Here is a 19,482-nt window from a genome sequence, read left to right on the forward strand (position 1 = left end):
CGGTGGCGTCCCGGGGAGCCGTCAGATCTGTCGGCTCAGCAGTGCCACCGGGCGGTCCGCGAACAGCACCGCCAGATCGACCGGGCCGCCGCCCTCGAACTCCCGGCCGGGCGAGGCGAGCAGATCCGTCCAGCGGCCCTCCGGCAGCGTCAGTTCCGTACCGGCCCAGCCCCCCGCCTCCACCAGCCCGAGCGGCAGCCGGGTGACGGCTGTGACCACCTGGCCCGACCGGCAGAAGGCCAGACAGTGGGCCGCCGCCGGTCCGGTCGCGAGCAGCGGGGCATAGGTGCCCGACTCACCGAAGACCGCGGGCCGCTCGCGCCGCAGCCGGAGCGCGGCCGTCGTCACCACCGTCTTCCCGTCGGGCGGTCCGGTCCTGAACGGCGCCCGGTTGTCCGGATCCACCAGCGCCACATACTCACGCTCCGTGCCCTGGTAGAGATCGGGCACCCCCGGCATGGTGAGATGCACCAGCGCCGCGCCCAGCGCACCGGCCCGTACATACGGATCGAGCGCCCGCCGGAACTCCGCGACCGTCTTGCGCGCGGGACCGGCGGGACCCGCCTCGGCGAAGGCCGCCACCGCCTGCTCGTAGAGCGGATCGGGCTCCGTCCAACTCGTGTGCAGCCCCGCCTCCCGCACGGACTTCAGCAGCGCGGGCACCATCCGCGAGCCCGGGGGCATCATCCGCGAGTCGTCGGGAAGGGGCGCGCCGCCTTCCAGGGGCGGGGTGAAGCCGACCGCCGTCTGCCACGCCTGCCAGGCGAGCTGCGGATCGGGCGCCGCCACCCCCGTCTCACCCGTGACCCGCTCCAGCAGCGCCGACCAGCGCCGTGGGCACTGGGACAGGACGGCGATCCCGGCCCGTACGTCCGCGCTGCGCTTGGTGTCGTGCGTGGTCAGCACGGTGCCGGTGGTGGGCCAGTCACGCGCGAGACGCGCGCAGTACGCGTGGAACCGCTCCGGGCTCACCGCCGGCTGTCCCGGATCGCCGCCCACCTCGTTCGCCGAGATCAGCGGCACATAGCGGTAGAACGCCGTGTCCTCGACGGACTTGGCGCGCAGCGCGGACGAGGTCTGGGCGAAGCGCGCGCAGAACGCCGTGTGGTCCGGGCCCGTACCGAGTCTGCCGAGCGCCAGCTCCCGCACCACGTCCACGGCCGCCGCCTCCCGCTCCACCGCGAACGCGGCCTTCGCCCGGCGGACCGCCTCCTCGGGGACCGCCGCCTCGGCCGCTTCCGGGCAGGGGCCGCCCGCCGTCGTGTAGGGGCGGTAGACGGGGACCCGTACGAGCAGTTCCTGGACGGCCGTACGCAGCGCCCAGGGGGCATGGTCGCGCAGCGCGGGATCGGCGGCGCAGATCCGCAGCGCCGTACGGACCAGGAAGGAGGTCTCGGCGGCCAGTTCATGGATGACCACCTTGTAGGCGGCCCGCCGGACCGTTCCCTCCCAGTAGCCGCCCCGGTCGCCGACCGGGCCCGCGACATCGCGGTAGTGCCGCTCCAGCGCGGCGGCGCCCGCCGGGTCCGTGAAGAGCCCGTCGATCCGGCGCAGCGCGTCATAGCCGGTGGTGCCGGCGACCGGCCAGCCGGCGGGCAGCACCTCGTCGTCGGCGAGGATCTTCTCCACCACGGTCCAGCAGCTCCGGCCGGTCGCGCCCGTCGCCTCGCCCAGCCGGCGCAGATACTCCTCCGGGTCGGCGAGCCCGTCCGGGTGATCGATCCGCAGCCCCTCGACGACCCCGTCCCGTACCAGCTCAAGGATCTTGGCATGGGTGGCGGCGAACACCTCGGGGTCCTCGACCCGTACGCCGATCAGCTCGGGGATGGTGAAGAAGCGCCGGTAGTTGAGTTCGGTACGGGCCAGCCGCCACCAGGCGAGCCGGTAGTGCTGCGCGTCCAGCAGCTCGGGCAGCGGGAGATGCCCGGTGCGGGGCGCGAGCGGGTAGCGCGCGTCGCCGTGGCGCAGCTCGCCGTCCTCGACACGCAGCGCGCCCAGTTCGTCCCCGATCGGGGACGGCAGGACCGGCAGCAGCAGCTTGCCGCCGCCCGCGTCCCAGTCGATGTCGAACCAGCGGGCGTACGGCGAGTCCCGGCCCTCGCGCAGCACCTCCCACAGGGCCCGGTTGTGGCCGGGCGCGGCGGCCATGTGGTTGGGCACGATGTCGAGGACCAGCCCGAGCCCGTGCTCCCGGGCGGTACGGGCCAGCCGGCGCAGCCCCTCCTCACCGCCCAGCTCGGCCCTTACGGCGGAGTGGTCGACGACGTCGTAGCCGTGGACCGAGCCCGGTACGGCCTCCAGCACCGGCGACAGATGGATATGGGACACCCCGAGCGCGGCGAGATAGGGCACCGCCCTCTCCGCCGCCGAGAAGGGGAAGGCCGGCTGGAGCTGGAGCCGGTAGGTCGCGGTGGGTGTCATACGATCGTACGTACCCAGCTCGGCGGCTTCTGTGTCATCGATGTCCCCGGTCCCCGCGTACCGCTGGACGGCGCCGCGCTGCCGGGCGGTGACCGCGCCGCGCCCGTGCCCGGCCCCGCGCGGCCCGGGGCCCCCGACGGCCGGAGCCCGCGCGGGCCCGGACCTACGCGGGGCGCATCAGTACCGTCATGCTGCGGCCGATCATGGTGATCCGGTCGCCCCCGTCCACCTTCTCCCCCTGCCCCGGGGCCACCCCCTCCGGGCGGGCCGTGTCCACCATGATCCGCCAGTGTCTGCCATGGTTCAGCGGCACCACGAACTCCAGCTTGTCGGCGCTCGCGTTGAACATCAGCAGGAACGAGTCGTCCGAGATCCGCTCGCCGCGCGGCCCCGGCTCGGAGATGGCGTTCCCGTTCAGAAAGACCGTCATCGCCTGCGCGTGCGCCGCCGTCCAGTCCTGCTGCTTCATCTCCTCGCCCTCCGGGGTGAACCACGAGATGTCCGACAGATCGTCGTGGGTGCCCTCCACCGGCCGCCCGTGGAAGAAGCGCCGGCGCCGGAAGACCGGATGGTCACGGCGCAGCCACACCATCGCCCGGGTGAACTCCAGCATGCCGGTGTCGGTCTCCACGCCCGGCTCGGGCCAGCGGACCCAGGAGACCTCGTTGTCCTGGCAGTACGCGTTGTTGTTGCCGCCCTGCGTACGGGCGAACTCGTCGCCGTGACTGAGCATCGGGACGCCCTGGGAGAGCATCAGCGTGGCGATGAAGTTGCGCATCTGACGGTCGCGCAGCTCGACGATCCCCGGATCGTCGCTCTCGCCCTCCACCCCGCAGTTCCAGGACCGGTTGTGGCTCTCGCCGTCCCGGTTGGACTCGCCGTTGTCCTCGTTGTGCTTCTCGTTGTACGAGACGAGATCGCGCAGCGTGAAGCCGTCGTGGCAGGTGGTGAAGTTGATGGAGGCCAGCGGCCGGCGCCCGTCGTCCTGGTAGAGATCGGACGAGCCGGTCAGCCGGGAGGCGAACTCCGCCAGGGTCCTGGGCTCGCCCCGCCACAGGTCGCGCACCGTGTCGCGGTACTTGCCGTTCCACTCCGTCCACAGCGGCGGGAAGTTCCCCACCTGGTAGCCGCCCTCGCCCACGTCCCAGGGCTCGGCGATCAGCTTCACCTGGCTGACCACCGGGTCCTGCTGCACCAGATCGAAGAACGACGACAGCCGGTCGACCTCGTGGAACTGGCGGGCCAGTGTCGCCGCCAGATCGAAGCGGAAGCCGTCGACATGCATCTCCGTCACCCAGTACCGCAGCGAGTCCATGATCAGCTGGAGGACATGGGGACTGCGCATCAGCAGCGAGTTCCCGGTGCCCGTGGTGTCCGTGTAGTACCGGGGATTCTCGGCGAGCCGGTAGTACTGGGCGTTGTCCAGCCCCCGGAAGGAGAGCGTCGGACCGAGGTGGTTGCCCTCCGCCGTATGGTTGTAGACGACATCGAGGATGACCTCGATCCCGGCGCGGTGCAGTGCCCGTACGGCCTGTTTGAACTCCAGGACCTGTTCGCCCCGGTCGCCCCACGAGGCGTAGGCGTTGTGCGGGGCGAAGAAACCGATCGTGTTGTAACCCCAGTAATTGCCGAGGCCCGAGTCCACCAGCCGGTGGTCGTTGACGAACTGGTGCACCGGCATCAGCTCCAGCGCGGTGACGCCCAGCTCCGTGAGGTGCTCGATCACCGCCGGATGGGCCAGTCCCGCGTAGGTGCCGCGCAGCTCGTCGGGCAGCTCCGGATGGAGCATGGTCAGACCCTTCACATGGGCCTCGTAGAGCACCGTGCGGTGGTAGTCCGTACGCGGCAGCCGGTCGTCGCCCCAGTCGAAGTACGGATTGACCACGACCGAGGTCATCGTGTGCGGCGCCGAGTCCATGTCATTGCGCGAGTCCGGCTTGCCGAAGTGGTAGCCGTACACCGACTCGCCCCACTCGATACTCCCGCTGATCGCACGCGCGTACGGATCGAGTAGGAGTTTGGCGGAGTTGCAGCGGTGCCCGCGCTCCGGTTCGTACGGTCCGTGGACCCGGAAGCCATAGCGCTGACCAGGCATGATGCCGGGCAGATAGGCATGCCGTACGAAGGCGTCCGTCTCGCGCAGCTCCACCGCCGTTTCCGAACCGTCGTCGTGCAGCAGGCACAACTCGATTCTGTGGGCGGCCTCTGAGTAGACCGCGAAGTTGGTCCCGGCGCCGTCGTACGTGGCGCCGAGGGGATACGTCTGTCCCGGCCAGACCTGCATAGACAAGACTCTTCCACTTCTGATCCGGGTGCTGCGGGCCCAGGGCGTGTGCGGAAGTCCCGCCGGCCCCGCTTCCGCGGCACGCCCTAGAGCCAGATCTTCCCCGAAAGAAGCCGCTCGACCTAGGAACTCGATGGGTTCTTGCCGCTGGGTCAGGCCGGGGTCAACTTCACGTTTCCCGCCGTCGCTCGACCTGGCCGTCGTCCCGGGCGCCCCTCGGGAGGCATGACGTCCCGTCCGGTCCGGCCGCGGAACGGCTCCAACCACTATGAATCCGCTCACTCCGGCCGAAGTCGGCCCCGGGAACGCTTGTCACGAATAAGGGAGTTGAGAAAGGAGCCTGTGCATCGGGCTGCACCGCCTCCGGTCGGCGGAGTACCCTTCCTTGATCGTTGAAGGGGGAGAAAAGGCGGTGCGCGGGTGAGCTCGGGAGGGTTGGAGCTGCCCCCCGGTGACACAGGTCACGCGGGGGACTCCGGCGACATTCCGCCCGGAGCGGTCTCCCTCGCGCGGCCGATGGAGATCGGGGCGGAGCTGGACTGGGGGCCGGACGCCTGGAGCGAGGTCCGTACGCGCGCCCAGCGAGCGGGACGTGCGTATATCTGGCTGAATCTGGTGGAACAGCGGCTGCGCGCGGTCGTCGCGGCGGTGCTGCGGCCCATCTACGAGCCGGTGCACGGCGAGGAGTGGGTGGTCGCCGCCGCCGGTCCCGCCGGGCAGGAGTGGGTGCAGCGCGCCGTCGCCGTACGGGAGGTCTCGCGGCGCAAGGGCTATCTGCTCGATCCGGCCGACGACAACGTCCTGAGCTTTCTCACGCTTCCGCAGCTCCGGGAGCTGATGGTCCAGCACTGGCCCGGATTCGAACCGTATTTCGACGACCGCCGCGATGTGGAGCTCGCCCTCGACGAGCTGGAGGTCGCGCGCAATGTCGTGTCCCGTAACCGCGCGCTCTCCGAGACGGTCCTCGCCCAGGCGGAGCGGGCCTCCGCCCGGCTGCTGGAGATCCTGGGCGGCGGCAGCGGGGTGCCGTCGGCGGCCCGGCTGCGGGTCGACGCCATGGAGGATCTGGTCGGCGACCGGTACGCGGACGTGGTCTCCGTCCACCCCGACCGGGTCAGACTGCAACGGCAGATCCCGGCGGAGGATCTCTTCGGCGGCGCCCGGCGTGTCGACGCCATCGGTATCGGACTGAACCTCCTCGTCCAGAACTTCTCGGGGCGGCGGCTGATCCGGCTCGCCGAGTCGGGCTGCCGGATACGGCTGGTCTTCCTCAACCCGGCGAGCAGCGCGGTCAAACGCCGGGAGCGCGAGCTGGGGCTCAGGAAGGGCGAACTGAGCCGTTCGGTGGAGATGAACATCCTTCATATGCGCCGGGTGCGCTCCAAGCTGCGCGACCCGGGCGCCTTCGAGATCCATGTCTTCGACGAGACCCCGCGCTTCACCGCGTATCTCGTCGACGGCGACGGCTCCGACGGACTCGCCGTCGTCCAGTCCTATCTGCGCCGGGCACGCGGTATGGAGGCGCCGGTCCTGGTGCTGCGGGGCGGCGGGCGTGACGTCGTCCGGTCGGGACAGGAGACGGAACACGGTCTCTTCCAGACCTATCGCGAGGAGTTCGAGTCGGTCTGGACGGACTCCCGTCCGGTCTCCTGAAGCCCGTGGCACGGTCGGCCGCCGGTGGGCGGCCCAGGCGTTGTCAGTGGCGCGTGGCAGGGTGAATGTCCTGCGGGGGAGCACCAACGGGGGAAGCTCCGGCGCACCATGAGGGAGGGCCACGATGACTTGGCATGGGGCACGGCCGGCGGGTTCCGGCCCGGGGACGAGGGGCACGGGGCCCACGGCGGTCCACGGCGGAGCGGGGGCCGGGCGATGAGCTGGCTCAGCGGGCCGCTGGTGGCCTTCGATCTGGAGACCACGGGCACGGACGTGGAGACCGACCGCATCGTCACGGCGGCGCTGGTACGGCTCGAACCGGACGGGAGCGTCTCGCGGGAGCGGACCTGGCTCATCGACCCCGGTGTGGTGGTGCCCGAGCAGGCGTCGGCGATCCACGGCATCTCGACGGACCACGCGCGCCGGCACGGGGTGCCGGCCCCCGCCGCGATCGAGGAGATCACCGAGGCCGTCGCCGAGGTGCTGCGCCCGGGGACGCCCCTGGTGGTGATGAACGCGCGGTACGACCTGTCGCTCCTGGACCGTGAGTGCCGGCGGTACGGGGTGGAGTCGGTCGGCGAGCGGCTGGGCGAGGTGCCGTCACCGGTCATCGATCCCCTGGTGATAGACAAGCACGTCGACAGGTACCGCAAGGGCAAGCGGGCCCTTCAGGCGCTGTGCGCGTACTACGGGGTGCCGCTCGACGACGCGCACGACGCGCGGGCGGACGCGGTGGCCGCGGCCCGGGTGGTGCGGCGCATGGGCGAGAAGCACCAGCCCGTCGGGCTGCTGCCGCCGGCGGAGCTGCATGCCCTTCAGGTCGGCGCGGCGGCCGAGCAGTCGGCCTCCTTGCAGGCCTATCTCCGGCGCACCGCCAATCCCACGGCGGTCGTCGAGCGGGCCTGGCCGGTCATCCCCCGGAGCCGCTGAGGGGGCCATCAGCGGTCCGAGCGGCCTGAGCGGCCCATGCGGCCCATGCGGTCCGAGTGGTCCGAGCGGTCCGGGCGGCCTGAGTGGTCCGGGCGGCCCGGGTCCCGGCGGTCCGTCAGAACGGGTACCAGCGGACCTCGGGGTCGTTGTCGCGCAGGGAGGCGACCCTGCGGCGGAACTCCGCCAGAGCCTTCGGGTCGGTCGGCGCGTGCTGGGCCACCCAGGCGCAGCTCGCCGTCTCGCGGGCGCCGCGCAGGACCGGACAGCCCGGCCAGTCGCGGACGTCCCAGCCGTAGGCCGCGGTGAAGGTCCCGTACGCCTCGGCGGACAGTCCGTACCGGTCGCGGGAGAGGGCCATCACCACCAGATCGTGTTCACGGAAGTCCGCGGAGAAGGTCTCCAGATCGACCAGGACCGGTCCTTCGGGACCCACATGGACATTGCGCGGCAGCGCGTCGCCGTGGATCGGGCCCGGTGTCAGCTCCGGGGTGAGGGTGGCCGCGGCCTCGGCGAAGCCGTCCCGGCGCTCCCGCAGATAGCGGGCGTCGGCGGGGTCGATCGCGTCGCCCGCGATCCGCAGCCAGCGTTCGACACCGCCGAGCAGATCCCGGCGGGGGAGCGCGAAGGAGGGCGCGGGCAGTGCGTGGACGAGTCCGAGCAGGGAGGCCAGATCGCCGGGGCCGGCGGTCCGCACGGCGGCGGGCAGCCGGTGCCAGAGGGTCACCGGATGGCCGTCCACCGACCGGGGGCGCGGTTCCGCGGCGCGTACGGCCGGGATGCCGCACTCCACGAGCCAGGACGCGATGGCGACTTCACGCCGTGCGCGCTCCAGCAGCTCGGGGTGGTCCTCGGCGCTCCGTCCGACCTTGACGATCAGCTCACCGGTCCCGAACACCGCGTTCTCCCCCAGGGAGAGCAGCTCAGCGGTGTCCGGCAGTCCCGTCGCGGCCAGGATCTCCCGCGCGCGTGCCTCGTCCATCCTTCGCCCACCCACTCGTACTTCCGGCCGATCGGTCCGCGTAAGTCTCGCATCCGTGCCGGCCGTCTTGACGGGTGGAGACACCCGTCAGCACGATGACAAGGGCCGCCGGGGCGGCTGTACCCCCACAAGCCGCCCGAAGGAGTTGAATCCGTGACATCGGCGACCGCGGTGGAGCGGTCCGGAGAGGACCAGGCTCCCGGGGGACGGTCCGGCGAGGAGCGGTCGCCGGGCGGACGGGCGGGCGGACCGCCGGCCCACGGCGCCTGGTTCCTGGTGCTGCCCGCGCTGATCCCGATCCTGGTGCTGAGCGTCGGACCGCTGCTGTACGGCATCGCACTCGCCTTCACCGACGCGCAGTCCGGCCGTACCGAGCCCACCGAGTGGATCGGCACACTGAACTTCCAGGACCTGCTCCACGACACCCTGTTCTGGGACTCGTTCGGGATCGGTCTGCTGTGGGCGGTGGGGGTGACCGTGCCGCAGTTCGCGCTCGCGCTCGGTCTCGCCCTGCTGCTCGACCAGAATCTCCGCTTCCGCTGGCTGGCCCGCGCCCTGGCGATCATTCCCTGGGCGATGCCCGAGGTGGTCGTCGGCATCATGTGGCGGCTCGTCTACAACACCGACGCCGGAATCCTCAACGAGACCTTCCGGGATCTCGGCCTCGGTGAGGGGCGGGACTGGCTGAGCGGGCTCGCCACCGCCCTGCCCGCGGTGATCGTCGTCGGTATCTGGGCCGGTATGCCGCAGACGACGGTCGCCCTGCTGGCCGGCCTCCAGAACACCCCGCGCGAACTGCACGAGGCCGCCGCGCTGGACGGCGCGGGGGCCTGGCGCCGGTTCCGTACCGTCACCTGGCCCGCGCTGCGGCCGGTCGCGCTGGCCATCACCGGGCTCAATCTCATCTGGAACTTCAACTCCTTCGCGCTGGTCTATGTGCTGACCAGCGGCGGACCCGGCGGGCGCACCCGGCTGCCCATGCTCTTCGCCTACGAAGAGGCATTCCGCTACGGCCAGTTCGGCTACGCCGCCGCCATGGGGTGCGTGATGGTGGCCGTGATCGCGGTGATCCTCGCGCTCCAGCTCGCGGGACGGCTCCGGCCGGGGGAGGACGAGCGATGAGTCCGCGTATCAGCGGGTCCGCGCGCGCCGGACAGTATCTCGCGCTTCTCTGCTATCTCGTCTTTCTCGCCCTGCCGTTCCTCTGGCTGCTCTCCACGGCCTTCAAACCCGCGAGGGAGCTGGGCAGTCTCCATCCCACCTGGATCCCGCGCGATCCGACGCTCGGCAACTTCCGGCAGGCCTTCGAGGAGCAGCCGCTGCTGCGGGCGGCGGGCAACAGTCTGACCGCCGCGCTGGCCGCGGCCCTGATCGCCGTGCTCATCGCGACCCCCCTGGCCTATGTGATGGCCCGACGGCGCGGCAGACTCGCGGCGGCGGCGACCGGCTGGGTGGTGATCAGCCAGGCGTTCCCCTTCGTGCTGGTGATCATTCCGCTCTTCCTGGTGCTCAAGAACCTCCGTCTGATCAACTCCCTGACCGGGCTGATCATGGTGTACGCCGTATGGGCCCTGCCGTTCGCGCTCTGGATGCTGAGCGGCTATGTCCGGGCTCTGCCCGTCGAACTGGAGGAGGCGGCGGCCGTGGACGGCGCGGGCAGATTCCGTACGCTGGTCTCGGTTACGGGACCGCTACTGGCACCGGGCATCGTCGCCACGGCGCTCTTCGCCTTCATCACCGCGTGGAACGAGTTCTTTTTCGCGCTCGTCCTGCTCAAGTCCCCCGAGAAACAGACCCTGCCGGTGGTCCTCACCCACTTCCTGGGGGCGGAGGGCGTGGCCGATCTGGGACCGCTGGCCGCCGCCGCGTTTCTCGCGACCCTGCCCTCGCTCGTCGTCTTCGCCGTCATCCAGCGGCGGATCACGGGCGGGATGCTCGCCGGGGCGGTGAAGAGCTGATGAGCCGTTCGCGCGGATGGCCGCGCATACGGAAGGCCCCGGTCATGGCGGCCGTGCTCGCCCTGCTGCTCGGCGGCTGCTCCGCCGGCGGGGACGGCGGCCCGGACGGTGGCCGGATCACCCTGCGCTTCCAGTCCCTGGCCTGGCAGGACGAGTCGGTCCAGGTCAACAGGGAGCTGGTGAAGGAGTGGAACGCGGCCCATCCGGAGATCCGGGTCGACTATGTCCAGGGGAGCTGGGACAGCGTCCATGACCAACTGCTCACCTCCTTCGAGGGCGGTGAGGCACCGGACATCATCCATGACGCCGCCGACGATCTGGCCGACTTCGCGTACGGCGGCCATCTCGCCGATCTCGGCCCCCTGCTGCCCGGCCGTCTCCGGCGGGACATCCCGGAGCGCGGCTGGGAGACGGCCACCTTCGGCGAGGGTGTGTACGGTGTGCCGTTCCTCCAGGAGCCGCGCGTCCTGATCGCGAACAGGAAGATCCTCGAAGCCTCCGGGGTGCGGATCCCGACGCCCGAAGAGCCGTGGAGCTGGCCGGAGTTCCGGCGGATCGCCGGTGAACTGACCGGGCGGATGGGGCCGGGGAAGTACGCGGTCGCCTGGCCGCTGAAGGATCCCGTCTCCGCCACGCTCAATCTGGGGCTCTCCGCCGGCGGACGGCTCTTCCACCGGGGCGCGGACGGCAGGGTGACGATCCGGTTCACCGACGGGGACGGAGTGGTCCCGGACACCATCCACGATCAGGTCAACAAGGACGGGAGCGCTTCCGCGGCCACTCTGGGGATGGGCGGATCGGACACCCTGCCCGGTCTGTTCGGCGGCAAGTACGCGATGGTCCCGCTGGGCTTCTCGTACCGCCAGCAGATCATCCAGCAGGCGCCGGAGGGGTTCGAGTGGACCGTACTGCCCGCGCCCGCCGGTGACGGCGCGGGGCCGGTCCAGGGGGTGAGCCCGCAGACCCTTTCCGTGGCCGAGGACAGTCCGTACAAGAAGGAGGCGGTGCGGTTCATCGACTTCCTGCTCCGGCCGGAGAACATGGTGCGGCTCGCGAAGGGCGACTGGATGCTGCCGACCGGTACGCGGGCGCTCCAGGACCCGTCCCTGCGGGTCGCCGAGGACGGCTGGGCGACGGGGGCGGCGCTCGCGCGGGAGCTGCGTCCGGCCCCCGCCCTGTCGGTGCGCGGCTATCCCGAGTGGAAGGACAAGGTGGCGACACCGGCGCTCCAGGAGTACTACAGCGGAGCGATCGACCGCGCCGAACTGGAGAAGCGGCTGGTCGAGGACGGCAACAGGGTGCTGGCCCGCTATCAGCGCTGACCGGCCGCGGCGCCGGCCGGCGGTCCGTGGCGCGGATATCGGATTGCACGAGACGTCTCGTCTCGCTTACGGTGAGGTCATGACCGCATCACAGCCCGCCCATATCGCCATGTTCTCCATCGCCGCTCATGGCCATGTGAACCCGAGTCTCGACATCATCCGGGAGCTGGTCGCCCGGGGGCACCGGGTCAGTTACGCGATCCCCGCGCTCTTCGCCGGGAAGATCGCGGCGACCGGCGCGGAGCCGGTGATCTACACCTCCGTCCTGCCCACGCCCGACGACGATCCGTCGGCCTGGGGCACGGAACTGGTCGACCATCTCGAACCGTTCCTCGACGACGCGATCCAGGCGCTGCCGCGGCTCGCCGCCGCGTTCGAGGACGACCGGCCCGATCTGGTCCTCGGCGACATCACGTCCTACCCGGCGCCGCTCCTCGCGCACCGCTGGGGTGTCCCGTACATCCAGCTCTCGCCGAACATGGTCGCCTGGGAGGGGTACGAGGAGGAGGTCGCCGGGCCGATGCTCGAACAGCTGAAGGCCTCCGAGCGCGGCCGTGCGTACCGGGCGCGCTTCGCGCGGTGGCTCACGGAGAACGGCATGGACCACACCGACCAGGACCGGCTGGTCGCCAGGCCCGGCCGCTCCCTGGTGCTGATCCCCAAGGTGTTGCAGCCCCACGCCGACCGTGTGGACGAGTCCGTGTACACCTTTGTCGGCGCCTGCCAGGACGACCGCGCGGATCAGGGCGGGTGGCGGCGGCCGGCCGGGGCGGAGAAGGTCCTGCTGGTCTCGCTCGGCTCGGCCTTCACCAAGCGGCCCGCGTTCTACCGGGCGTGTGCCGAGGCCTTCGGAGGTCTGCCCGGCTGGCATGTGGTGCTTCAGACCGGGCCCCATGTGGACGCGTCCGAACTGGGCGAGGTGGCCGCCAATGTGGAGGTGCGTCACTGGGTGCCGCAACTCGCCGTTCTCCGGCAGGCCGACGCCTTCGTCACCCACGCCGGCGCGGGAGGCAGCCAGGAGGGTCTCGCGACGGGCACCCCGATGGTCGCCGTACCGCAGGCGGTCGACCAGTTCGGCAACGCCGACACGCTGGTCTCGCTGGGGGTGGCCCGTCGCCTCGATACGGAGGAGGCGACACCGGAGGCGCTGCGGGAGGCGGTGCTGGCGGTGGCCTCCGACCCGGAGGTGGCCAGGAGGCTCGCCGGGATCAGACGCGGGATGGCGGCGGAGGGCGGCACACCGAGGGCGGCCGGTCTGATCGAATCGGCGCTTCCGGCCGCGGCGTCCTGACGCGGCCGGCTGTCCGGCCGGACCGGGAACGGTGGCCCGGGGTGCCGTTCTCCGCAAAAGGTGGGGTTGGGATCAGGCCATTCCGTCCGCCTTGTTGATATGCGGGCAGTGCGGCCCGTTCCGCCCCATGGCCGGTCACATCTCTGACAGGAAGAATCGAAGCTCTGCGCCGTCAACGGGGGTTAACGGGCGGGCCCGGCGCTTTCCGGACTGGCCGATTCCTTGTGGGGGATCGAGGTTTACGAGATCGGCGCCGCCCGGAAGCCTTGATCTGCACGCGTCAATCGACCAGGGTTCGAGCCAGTTCGGCGGAGAACTGCCGTCCGCCGGGCGTCCCCCCACAGAAGATGACGAGGAGCTTCCCTCTTCATGGCAACTCAACAGCGTGCGACCAGGATCAAGCTCACCGCCGCCCTCACCGCCGTCGCCGCGGCGGCCGGAATCACCGCGCTCACCTCCCCCACGGCGGGCGCGGCTCCGGCACAGGGTGTGGTGCACGGCGCCGGCGCCGAGGGCGCGGTGGCCGGCAGCTACATCGTGATGCTGCACCGGCCGGCCGGTCAGGACACCGGCCGCAAGACCGGCGAGAAGCCCGCCCCGCAGACCTACGACAGGACCGAGAAGCGGGAACTGGCCGAGGAGTACGGCGGCCGGCTCGCGCGGAACTACAGCACGGCCGTCAACGGCTTCTCCGCCAGTGGACTCACCGAGGCGGAGGCCAAGCGTCTCGCGGCCGACCCGGCCGTCGCCAAGGTCGTCCAGAACAAGACGTTCGGCGTCAGCGCCACCCAGAGCGACCCGCCCTCCTGGGGCCTCGACCGTGTCGACCAGACCACGACCGCCGGGGACAGCTCGTACACCTACCCGGACAGCGCCGGTGAGGGGGTGACGGCGTATGTCATCGACACCGGGGTCCGGATCACCCATCAGGACTTCGAGGGCCGCGCCAGTTACGGCTACGACGCCATCGACGGCGACAACTCCGCCGACGACGGCTACGGCCACGGCACGCATGTCGCCGGAACCATCGCCGGCGCCGCGCACGGAGTCGCCAAGAAGGCGAAGATCGTCTCCGTACGGGTGCTCGACAACAGCGGCTTCGGCACCACCGAGCAGGTCATCGCCGGGATCGACTGGGTCGCCGCGAACCACCAGGGCCCGTCCGTCGCCAATATGAGCCTCGGCGGCGGCGCCGACCCGGCCCTCGACGAAGCCGTACGCAACGCCATCGCCAGTGGTGTCACCTTCGGTGTCGCCGCCGGCAACAACGCCGCCGACGCGAGCATCATCTCCCCGGCCCGGGTCGAGGAGGCCATCACCGTCGCCTCGACCACCGAGGACGACGCGCAGTCGTCCTTCTCCAACTTCGGCCCGATCGTGGACATCTACGCCCCGGGCTCCGGCATCACCTCCGACTGGAACAACAGCGACACCGCCGTCAGTACCATCTCCGGTACCTCGATGGCCACACCCCATGTGGTCGGCGCGGCGGCCCTCCATCTCGCGGGTCACCCGGACGCGACCCCCGACCAGGTCGCCACGGCCCTGACCGACGGCGCCACGCCCGACGCGATCGTCAACGCGTCGGAGGGCACCCCGAACAAGCTGCTCAAGATCGTCGAGTAGCGATCGGCGAACCGCGATCGGCGAACCGCGATCGGCGAGCAGCCGCACCGTCCGCGGACCGGCGGCCGTCGCGCCCTCCCCCACGGGGCGCGGCGGCCGCCCCGCTCGTGCCTGGCGCCCCCGGCGCGGCCCCGCGGCCTATCGTGTGCTGATGACCACGACATACGCGGCGCTCCTGCGCGGAATCAATGTCAGCGGCCACCGACGCGTTCCGATGGCCGATCTGCGCGAGCTGCTCTCGGGACTGGGCCATCGCGATGTCCGTACGTATCTCCAGAGCGGCAACGCGGTCTTCACCAGCGACTCCGACGACGAGAGCGCCCTCGCGGCCGGTCTGGAGCGTGCCATCGAGCGGCGCTTCGGGTTCACCGTCGGCTGTCTGGTGCGCGGCGCCGCCTATCTGCGGGCCGTCGCCGACGACTGCCCCTTCCCCGCGGCCACCCTTGAGGGCAAGCAGCTCCACGCCACGTACTTCTCCGGGCCCGTGGAGGCCGAGCGGCTCGCCACCGTCGACCGGGCCGCGTATCTCCCCGAGGACTTCCGGCTGGGTGACCGGGTGCTGTATCTCTACACGCCGAACGGTCTCGGCCGCTCCAAGCTCGCCGAAGCGCTGGCCAGGCCGGGTCTGCTGCGGGGCGTCACGGCCACCAGCCGCAACTGGAACACCGTTGTCAAACTGGTGGAGCTGACCCGTGACTGACCGCGTCTCCGTGATCTCGGCCGCCATCGAGGCGGAACTGCGTCTGCTCGACCCGGCGGTCCGCTCCTCCGCCGCCCTGCTCGCGGAACTGCTCCATCCGGACTTCAGGGAGTTCGGCGTCTCGGGCCGGGAGTGGGACCGCGGTTCGATCGTCGAGGCGCTCGGCGCGAGGGGCGCGCCCGGACCCCGGCCGATCACCACCTCCAAGATGCGGGGCGTCCAGCTCGCCCCCGGCGTGGTGCTGCTGACCTTCGACACGGAGTTCAACGGCCGCCGGGCCCATCGCAGTTCGCTGTGGCGGCTGACCGAGCGCGGCTGGCTGCTCTACTTCCATCAGGGCACACCGTTCGACTGATCCCGCGCCGTCCGCCCGGCGCGGGTCACCGGGTCACGCGGGTCACCGGGTCAGGCGGGGCGGGCCAGCCGTATGAGACCGTCCGGGGCCGCCGCCCGCTCGTCGTAGCGGCGCAGCAGCAGCCTTGCCAGCTCCGGGGCGGCGCCCAGGACACCGGCCAGTACGTCGGCGCCGCCCTCGCGGGCGCCCGCCGCGATCCGGTCGGGAAGGAAGCCGGGGGCGATGACATACGGCGCCACGGCGACCTTCCGTGCCCCCTCGGCCCGCAGTGCGCGCACCGCGTCCTCGGTGCGCGGAAGGGAGGCGGAGGCGAACGCGGGGCGCACGGCGCACCAGCCGGTGCGCAGCCACTCCCGCGCGATACCGGCGATCACCGCGATCGCCTCCGGGTCCGAGGAGCCCGCCGAGGCCAGTACGACCCCGGTCGAGGCCCGGTCCGCGGGCCTGAGCCCCGCCTCGTACAGCCGCCGCTCCAGCGCGTCGGTCAGCAGCGGCGACGGGCCGAGGACCTCGGCCTGACGGATACGCAGCCGCGGATGGCGCGCCGCCGCCTCGTGCAGCACCGCCGGGATGTCGGCCTTGGCGTGGAACGCGCGCGTCAGGAGCAGCGGCAGGACCACCACGTCCCGTACGCCCTCCCGCGCCAGCCGGTCGAGCAGTCGTGGCACGGCCGGGGCGTTGAAGTCCAGGAAGCCGGTCTCCACCCGCAGTCCGGGCCGCAGCGTGCGCAGCCGCCCGGTCAGGGCGTGCACGGTCGCGGCGTGCCGCGGATCACGGCTGCCGTGGGCGACGACGAGCAGCACCGGCCGGGGGAGGGGCCGTGGTCCGGACCGCGGTCCGGACGGCTGGGCGGAGTGGTGGCGCATGGGGAATCAGCTTTTCACGAGAAGACCGCGGCCGCGCAGCACCCGCCGCTCCAGCGGACTGAAGATCAGCAGGTCGATGGCGATACCGACGACCAGGATGAGGAAGATGGCGAGGAACACCATCGGCATACTGCCGACCGTACGGCCGTTCTCCAGCAACTGGCCCAGCCCCACGCCGAGATCGGGCGAGGACGCGATGATCTCCGCGGCCATCAGCGAGCGCCAGGAGAACGCCCAGCCCTGCTTCAGCCCGGCCAGATAGCCGGGCAGCGCCGCTGGCATCACGATGTGCCAGGTGCCCCGCAGCCCGGTCGCGCCGAGTGTGCGCCCGGCCCGCAGGAACAGCGGCGGCACCTGGTCGACGCCGGAGACCAGACCGTTGGCGATCGAGGGAACCGCGCCGAGCAGGATCACGGCGTACATCATCGAGTCGTTCAGCCCCAGCCAGATCACCGCGGGCGGCACCCAGGCCACCGAGGGCAGCGACTGGAGTCCGGACAGGATCGGACCGATGGCCGCGCGGACGAACCGCACCCGGGCCACCAGCAGTCCGAGCGGCGTACCGATCGCCAGGGCCAGCAGGAAGCCCAGCAGACCGCGCGAGACACTGGTCCAGATATAGCCGAGGAGGGTGCCCTGGGCCCAGGCGTCCGCCACCTCGTCCCACACCGCCGACGGCGAGGGCAGCTTGTAGTCGTCGGTGATCTTCGCCCAGACGAGGATCTGCCACACCACCAGCACCAGCGCGACGGCGATGACGGGCGGCAGGACCTTCTGGACGAGCGTCTCGCGCAGCGGCGCCCGTCCGGTCTGCACGGTGTCCAGCGCGTCGAGCCCGGCTTCCAGGCCCGCCAGATCGTGCGGGAGCGCCGGGTCCCCGGACTCCGTCCCGCCCGCCGCCGGGCCCTTCCGCGACGAGGCGCCCGCCCCGCCGGCCGGCCCCGGCCCCTCCGGTGTCGTGTCCTTCGGCGCTGTGGTCTCAGTGCTGCCCATGGCGGCGGATCTCCCCACGCAGTTCTTCGGTGATCTCGACGGACAGCTCCGCGACGGCGGGGTCCTCGATACGGCGCGGCTGCGGGATGTCCACACGCCACTCATGGGCCACCCGGCCGGGCCGCGACGACAGCAGGACGACACGCTCGGCGAGCCGCACCGCCTCCCGTACGTTGTGCGTGACGAACAGCACCGACAGATCCGTCTCGCGCCAGATCCGGGTGAGCTCGTCGTGCAGCACATCCCGGGTGATGGCGTCCAGCGCCGCGAACGGCTCGTCCATCAGCAGCAGTTGGCTGTCCTGGGCGAGCGCGCGGGCCAGCGCGACCCGCTGCCGCATACCGCCGGACAGCTCGTGCACCCGCTTGCCGAACGAGCCGTCCAGCCGTACGAGGGAGAGCAGCCGCTCCGCCTCGCCGCGCCGCTCCTGCTTGGGCACCCCGCGCAGCCGCAGCGCCAGCTCGATGTTCTTGCCCGCGGTCAGCCACGGGAACAGCGCGTGCTCCTGGAACATCAGGGCGGGCCGGCCGCCGGGCGTCTCGATGGACCCGGCGGACGGACGGTCCAGCCCCGCGACCAGATTGAGCAGGGTGGACTTGCCGCACCCCGACGCTCCCAGGAGGGTGACGAACTCGCCGGGAGCGACATCGAGGGTGATGTCGTCCAGGACGAGCTGCTGCCCGGCGGGCGTCACGAAGGACTTCGAGACATGCGCGATACGGGCGGCGTGGTCCACCGCCGGGGTGCTGTCGGCGGCCTTGGCGAGAGCTGTCGCCATGGTCGTCACCTCCTGGGAACGGTGTGGGAACGGTCGGGAGTCACGCGGATCCGGCGGATACGCCGGATGCGCCGGAGACGGCGTACATCGCGGTTACCCGACGCCGAGACCGGCGTCGGCGACCTCGGGCTGACCGGCGGCCGTGAGCACCTTGTTCAGGGGCCGCAGGTCGTAGATACCGGCCAGATCGGGCTTCTCCAGCAGACCGGCCTTCACCGCGTGCTCGGCCTCCGCCTGGAGCGTGGCGGCCAGCGGGTCGTTGATGATCTCGATCGACTCCCAGGCCGGGTCGAGCACCTCCGGCGGCAGCGCCTTGCCGGAGAGGACCTTCAGCGCCTCGTTGGCGGACGCCTTCGCCTGGGCGTCATTGGCGTTGATCCACTCGTTCGTCTTCACCGAGGCGCGCAGCACGGCCTCGACCACGTCCGGGTGCTCGCCGAGGAACTTCTGCGACACGATGATGTTCGTGATCACGAACTTCTTGTCCGGCCACAGGTCGGACTCGTTCAGCAGCTCCTTGGCGCCCTCGGCGACGAGCTTGGACGCGGTCGGCTCCGGCACCCAGGCGCCGTCGATGGAACCGGCCTTGTAGGCGTCCGGGGTGATCTTGTTGTCCGTACGGACGACGGAGACATCGCCCTTGCCGGACTGGGCGTCGACCTTCCAGCCCTTCTCGGAGACCCAGTTGAGGAAGGCCACGTCCTGGGTGTTGCCGAGCTGCGGCGTGGCGATCTTCTTGCCCTTGATGTCGTCCAGGGTCTTGATCTTGTCGGGGTTGACCACGAGCTTCACACCGCCGGAGGCCGAGCCGCCGATGATACGCAGGCTCTTGCCACCCGTCTGGGTGTAGCCGTTGATGGCGGGGGAGGGGCCGATGAAGCCGATGTCGATGCTGCCCGCGTTGAGGGCCTCGATCTCGGAGGGGCCCGCGTTGAAGGTGGAGGGCGCCACCTTCGTACCGCCCAGCTCCTTCTGGAAGAGCCCCTCCTGGATGCCCACGAGAGCCGTGGCATGGGTCAGGTTGGGGAAGTAGCCGATCTTCACCGTGTCGGCCGAGAGCGCCTTGCCGGTGGCGGCGGGGGCGACCTTGTCGTCCTTGGTGTCGGAGTCCGAGCCGTAGCCGCAGGAGGTGAGCGCGACGGTGAGCAGCGGCAGTGCGGTGGCGACGGCGGCGAGACGGCGGCGCGCGAGGGAGCGGGAGGCTGGCACGGGAGGTTTTCCTCTCGTTGGCCCGGTGCTCACGCCCTTCCGGAGTACGGGGGCGGGGCCGGGAAGTCGGTAGGTCTTCGGCGGTGCGGGGGGTTCGGGTGGTGCGGGAGACGGGAA

Annotated in this window: 16 protein-coding genes; 9 read left to right on the top strand and 7 right to left on the bottom strand. The window is 71.2% G+C overall.

Annotation, left to right across the window (positions count from 1 at the left end; translation table 11 throughout):
• Window positions 1-21: 21 nt before the first annotated feature.
• Together treY and glgX are read right to left on the bottom strand one after the other, a co-directional pair.
• Window positions 22-2,421, bottom strand: coding sequence for a malto-oligosyltrehalose synthase (gene treY / locus ACWGDX_RS02080; RefSeq protein ID WP_453621282.1), 2,400 nt, complete (start codon window positions 2,419-2,421; stop codon window positions 22-24).
• 163 nt (window positions 2,422-2,584) lie between these two features.
• The gene (gene glgX / locus ACWGDX_RS02085; protein ID WP_453621436.1) at window positions 2,585-4,705 is read right to left on the bottom strand and encodes a glycogen debranching protein GlgX; all 2,121 of its coding nucleotides are present in this window, start codon (window positions 4,703-4,705) and stop codon (window positions 2,585-2,587) included.
• A 420-nt stretch (window positions 4,706-5,125) separates the two neighbouring features.
• Between glgX and ACWGDX_RS02090 the strand changes: the two genes are divergently transcribed.
• The gene (locus ACWGDX_RS02090; protein ID WP_453621284.1) at window positions 5,126-6,358 is read left to right on the top strand and encodes an SAV2148 family HEPN domain-containing protein; all 1,233 of its coding nucleotides are present in this window, start codon (window positions 5,126-5,128) and stop codon (window positions 6,356-6,358) included.
• Window positions 6,359-6,574: 216 nt separating this feature from the next.
• The gene (locus ACWGDX_RS02095) at window positions 6,575-7,288 is read left to right on the top strand and encodes an exonuclease domain-containing protein (protein WP_453621286.1); all 714 of its coding nucleotides are present in this window, start codon (window positions 6,575-6,577) and stop codon (window positions 7,286-7,288) included.
• 115 nt (window positions 7,289-7,403) lie between these two features.
• Here the strand turns inward: ACWGDX_RS02095 and ACWGDX_RS02100 are convergent, their stop codons facing one another.
• On the bottom strand, window positions 7,404-8,267 hold the full coding sequence (locus ACWGDX_RS02100) for a phosphotransferase enzyme family protein (protein ID WP_453621288.1): 864 nt from the start codon (window positions 8,265-8,267) through the stop codon (window positions 7,404-7,406).
• Between the two features lie 153 nt (window positions 8,268-8,420).
• Between ACWGDX_RS02100 and ACWGDX_RS02105 the strand changes: the two genes are divergently transcribed.
• The 7 genes from ACWGDX_RS02105 to ACWGDX_RS02135 all read left to right on the top strand — a co-directional run bounded on the left by ACWGDX_RS02105 (window position 8,421) and on the right by ACWGDX_RS02135 (window position 15,519).
• Window positions 8,421-9,389, top strand: coding sequence for a carbohydrate ABC transporter permease (locus tag ACWGDX_RS02105; protein WP_453621290.1), 969 nt, complete (start codon window positions 8,421-8,423; stop codon window positions 9,387-9,389).
• Window positions 9,386-10,225, top strand: coding sequence for a carbohydrate ABC transporter permease (locus tag ACWGDX_RS02110; RefSeq protein ID WP_453621292.1), 840 nt, complete (start codon window positions 9,386-9,388; stop codon window positions 10,223-10,225). Before ACWGDX_RS02105 ends, ACWGDX_RS02110 begins: the two co-directional genes overlap by 4 nt.
• Window positions 10,225-11,547 carry an ABC transporter substrate-binding protein gene (locus ACWGDX_RS02115; RefSeq protein ID WP_453621294.1) on the top strand — a complete coding sequence of 441 codons (1,323 nt, stop codon included), beginning with the start codon at window positions 10,225-10,227 and terminating at the stop codon, window positions 11,545-11,547. The genes ACWGDX_RS02110 and ACWGDX_RS02115 overlap by 1 nt, the downstream gene beginning before the upstream one ends.
• A gap of 79 nt (window positions 11,548-11,626) precedes the next feature.
• Complete coding sequence (mgt, locus tag ACWGDX_RS02120; RefSeq protein WP_453621296.1) at window positions 11,627-12,838, top strand: macrolide-inactivating glycosyltransferase; 1,212 nt, start codon at window positions 11,627-11,629, stop codon at window positions 12,836-12,838.
• Between the two features lie 369 nt (window positions 12,839-13,207).
• Window positions 13,208-14,464 (top strand): S8 family peptidase, encoded by a 1,257-nt coding sequence (locus ACWGDX_RS02125; RefSeq protein ID WP_453621298.1) that lies wholly within the window; start codon window positions 13,208-13,210, stop codon window positions 14,462-14,464.
• Window positions 14,465-14,615: 151 nt separating this feature from the next.
• The gene (locus ACWGDX_RS02130; RefSeq protein ID WP_453621300.1) at window positions 14,616-15,164 is read left to right on the top strand and encodes a DUF1697 domain-containing protein; all 549 of its coding nucleotides are present in this window, start codon (window positions 14,616-14,618) and stop codon (window positions 15,162-15,164) included.
• Window positions 15,157-15,519: a nuclear transport factor 2 family protein gene (locus ACWGDX_RS02135; RefSeq protein WP_453621302.1), complete on the top strand. Its 363-nt coding sequence runs from the start codon at window positions 15,157-15,159 to the stop codon at window positions 15,517-15,519. The genes ACWGDX_RS02130 and ACWGDX_RS02135 overlap by 8 nt, the downstream gene beginning before the upstream one ends.
• Before the next feature lie 50 nt (window positions 15,520-15,569).
• On the opposite strand, the gene ACWGDX_RS02140 is transcribed toward ACWGDX_RS02135, so the two are convergent.
• The 4 genes from ACWGDX_RS02140 to ACWGDX_RS02155 form a co-directional block, all read right to left on the bottom strand.
• Window positions 15,570-16,385, bottom strand: coding sequence for a sirohydrochlorin chelatase (locus ACWGDX_RS02140; protein ID WP_453621304.1), 816 nt, complete (start codon window positions 16,383-16,385; stop codon window positions 15,570-15,572).
• 6 nt (window positions 16,386-16,391) lie between these two features.
• Window positions 16,392-17,378, bottom strand: a complete 987-nt coding sequence (locus ACWGDX_RS02145) for an ABC transporter permease (protein WP_453621306.1) — start codon at window positions 17,376-17,378, stop codon at window positions 16,392-16,394.
• Window positions 17,365-18,156, bottom strand: a complete 792-nt coding sequence (locus ACWGDX_RS02150; protein WP_365901809.1) for an ABC transporter ATP-binding protein — start codon at window positions 18,154-18,156, stop codon at window positions 17,365-17,367. Before ACWGDX_RS02150 ends, ACWGDX_RS02145 begins: the two co-directional genes overlap by 14 nt.
• A gap of 93 nt (window positions 18,157-18,249) precedes the next feature.
• Window positions 18,250-19,365 carry an aliphatic sulfonate ABC transporter substrate-binding protein gene (locus tag ACWGDX_RS02155; protein ID WP_453621310.1) on the bottom strand — a complete coding sequence of 372 codons (1,116 nt, stop codon included), beginning with the start codon at window positions 19,363-19,365 and terminating at the stop codon, window positions 18,250-18,252.
• Between the last annotated feature and the right edge of the window lie 117 nt (window positions 19,366-19,482).

Source organism: Streptomyces sp. NPDC055025, from assembly GCF_053608565.1.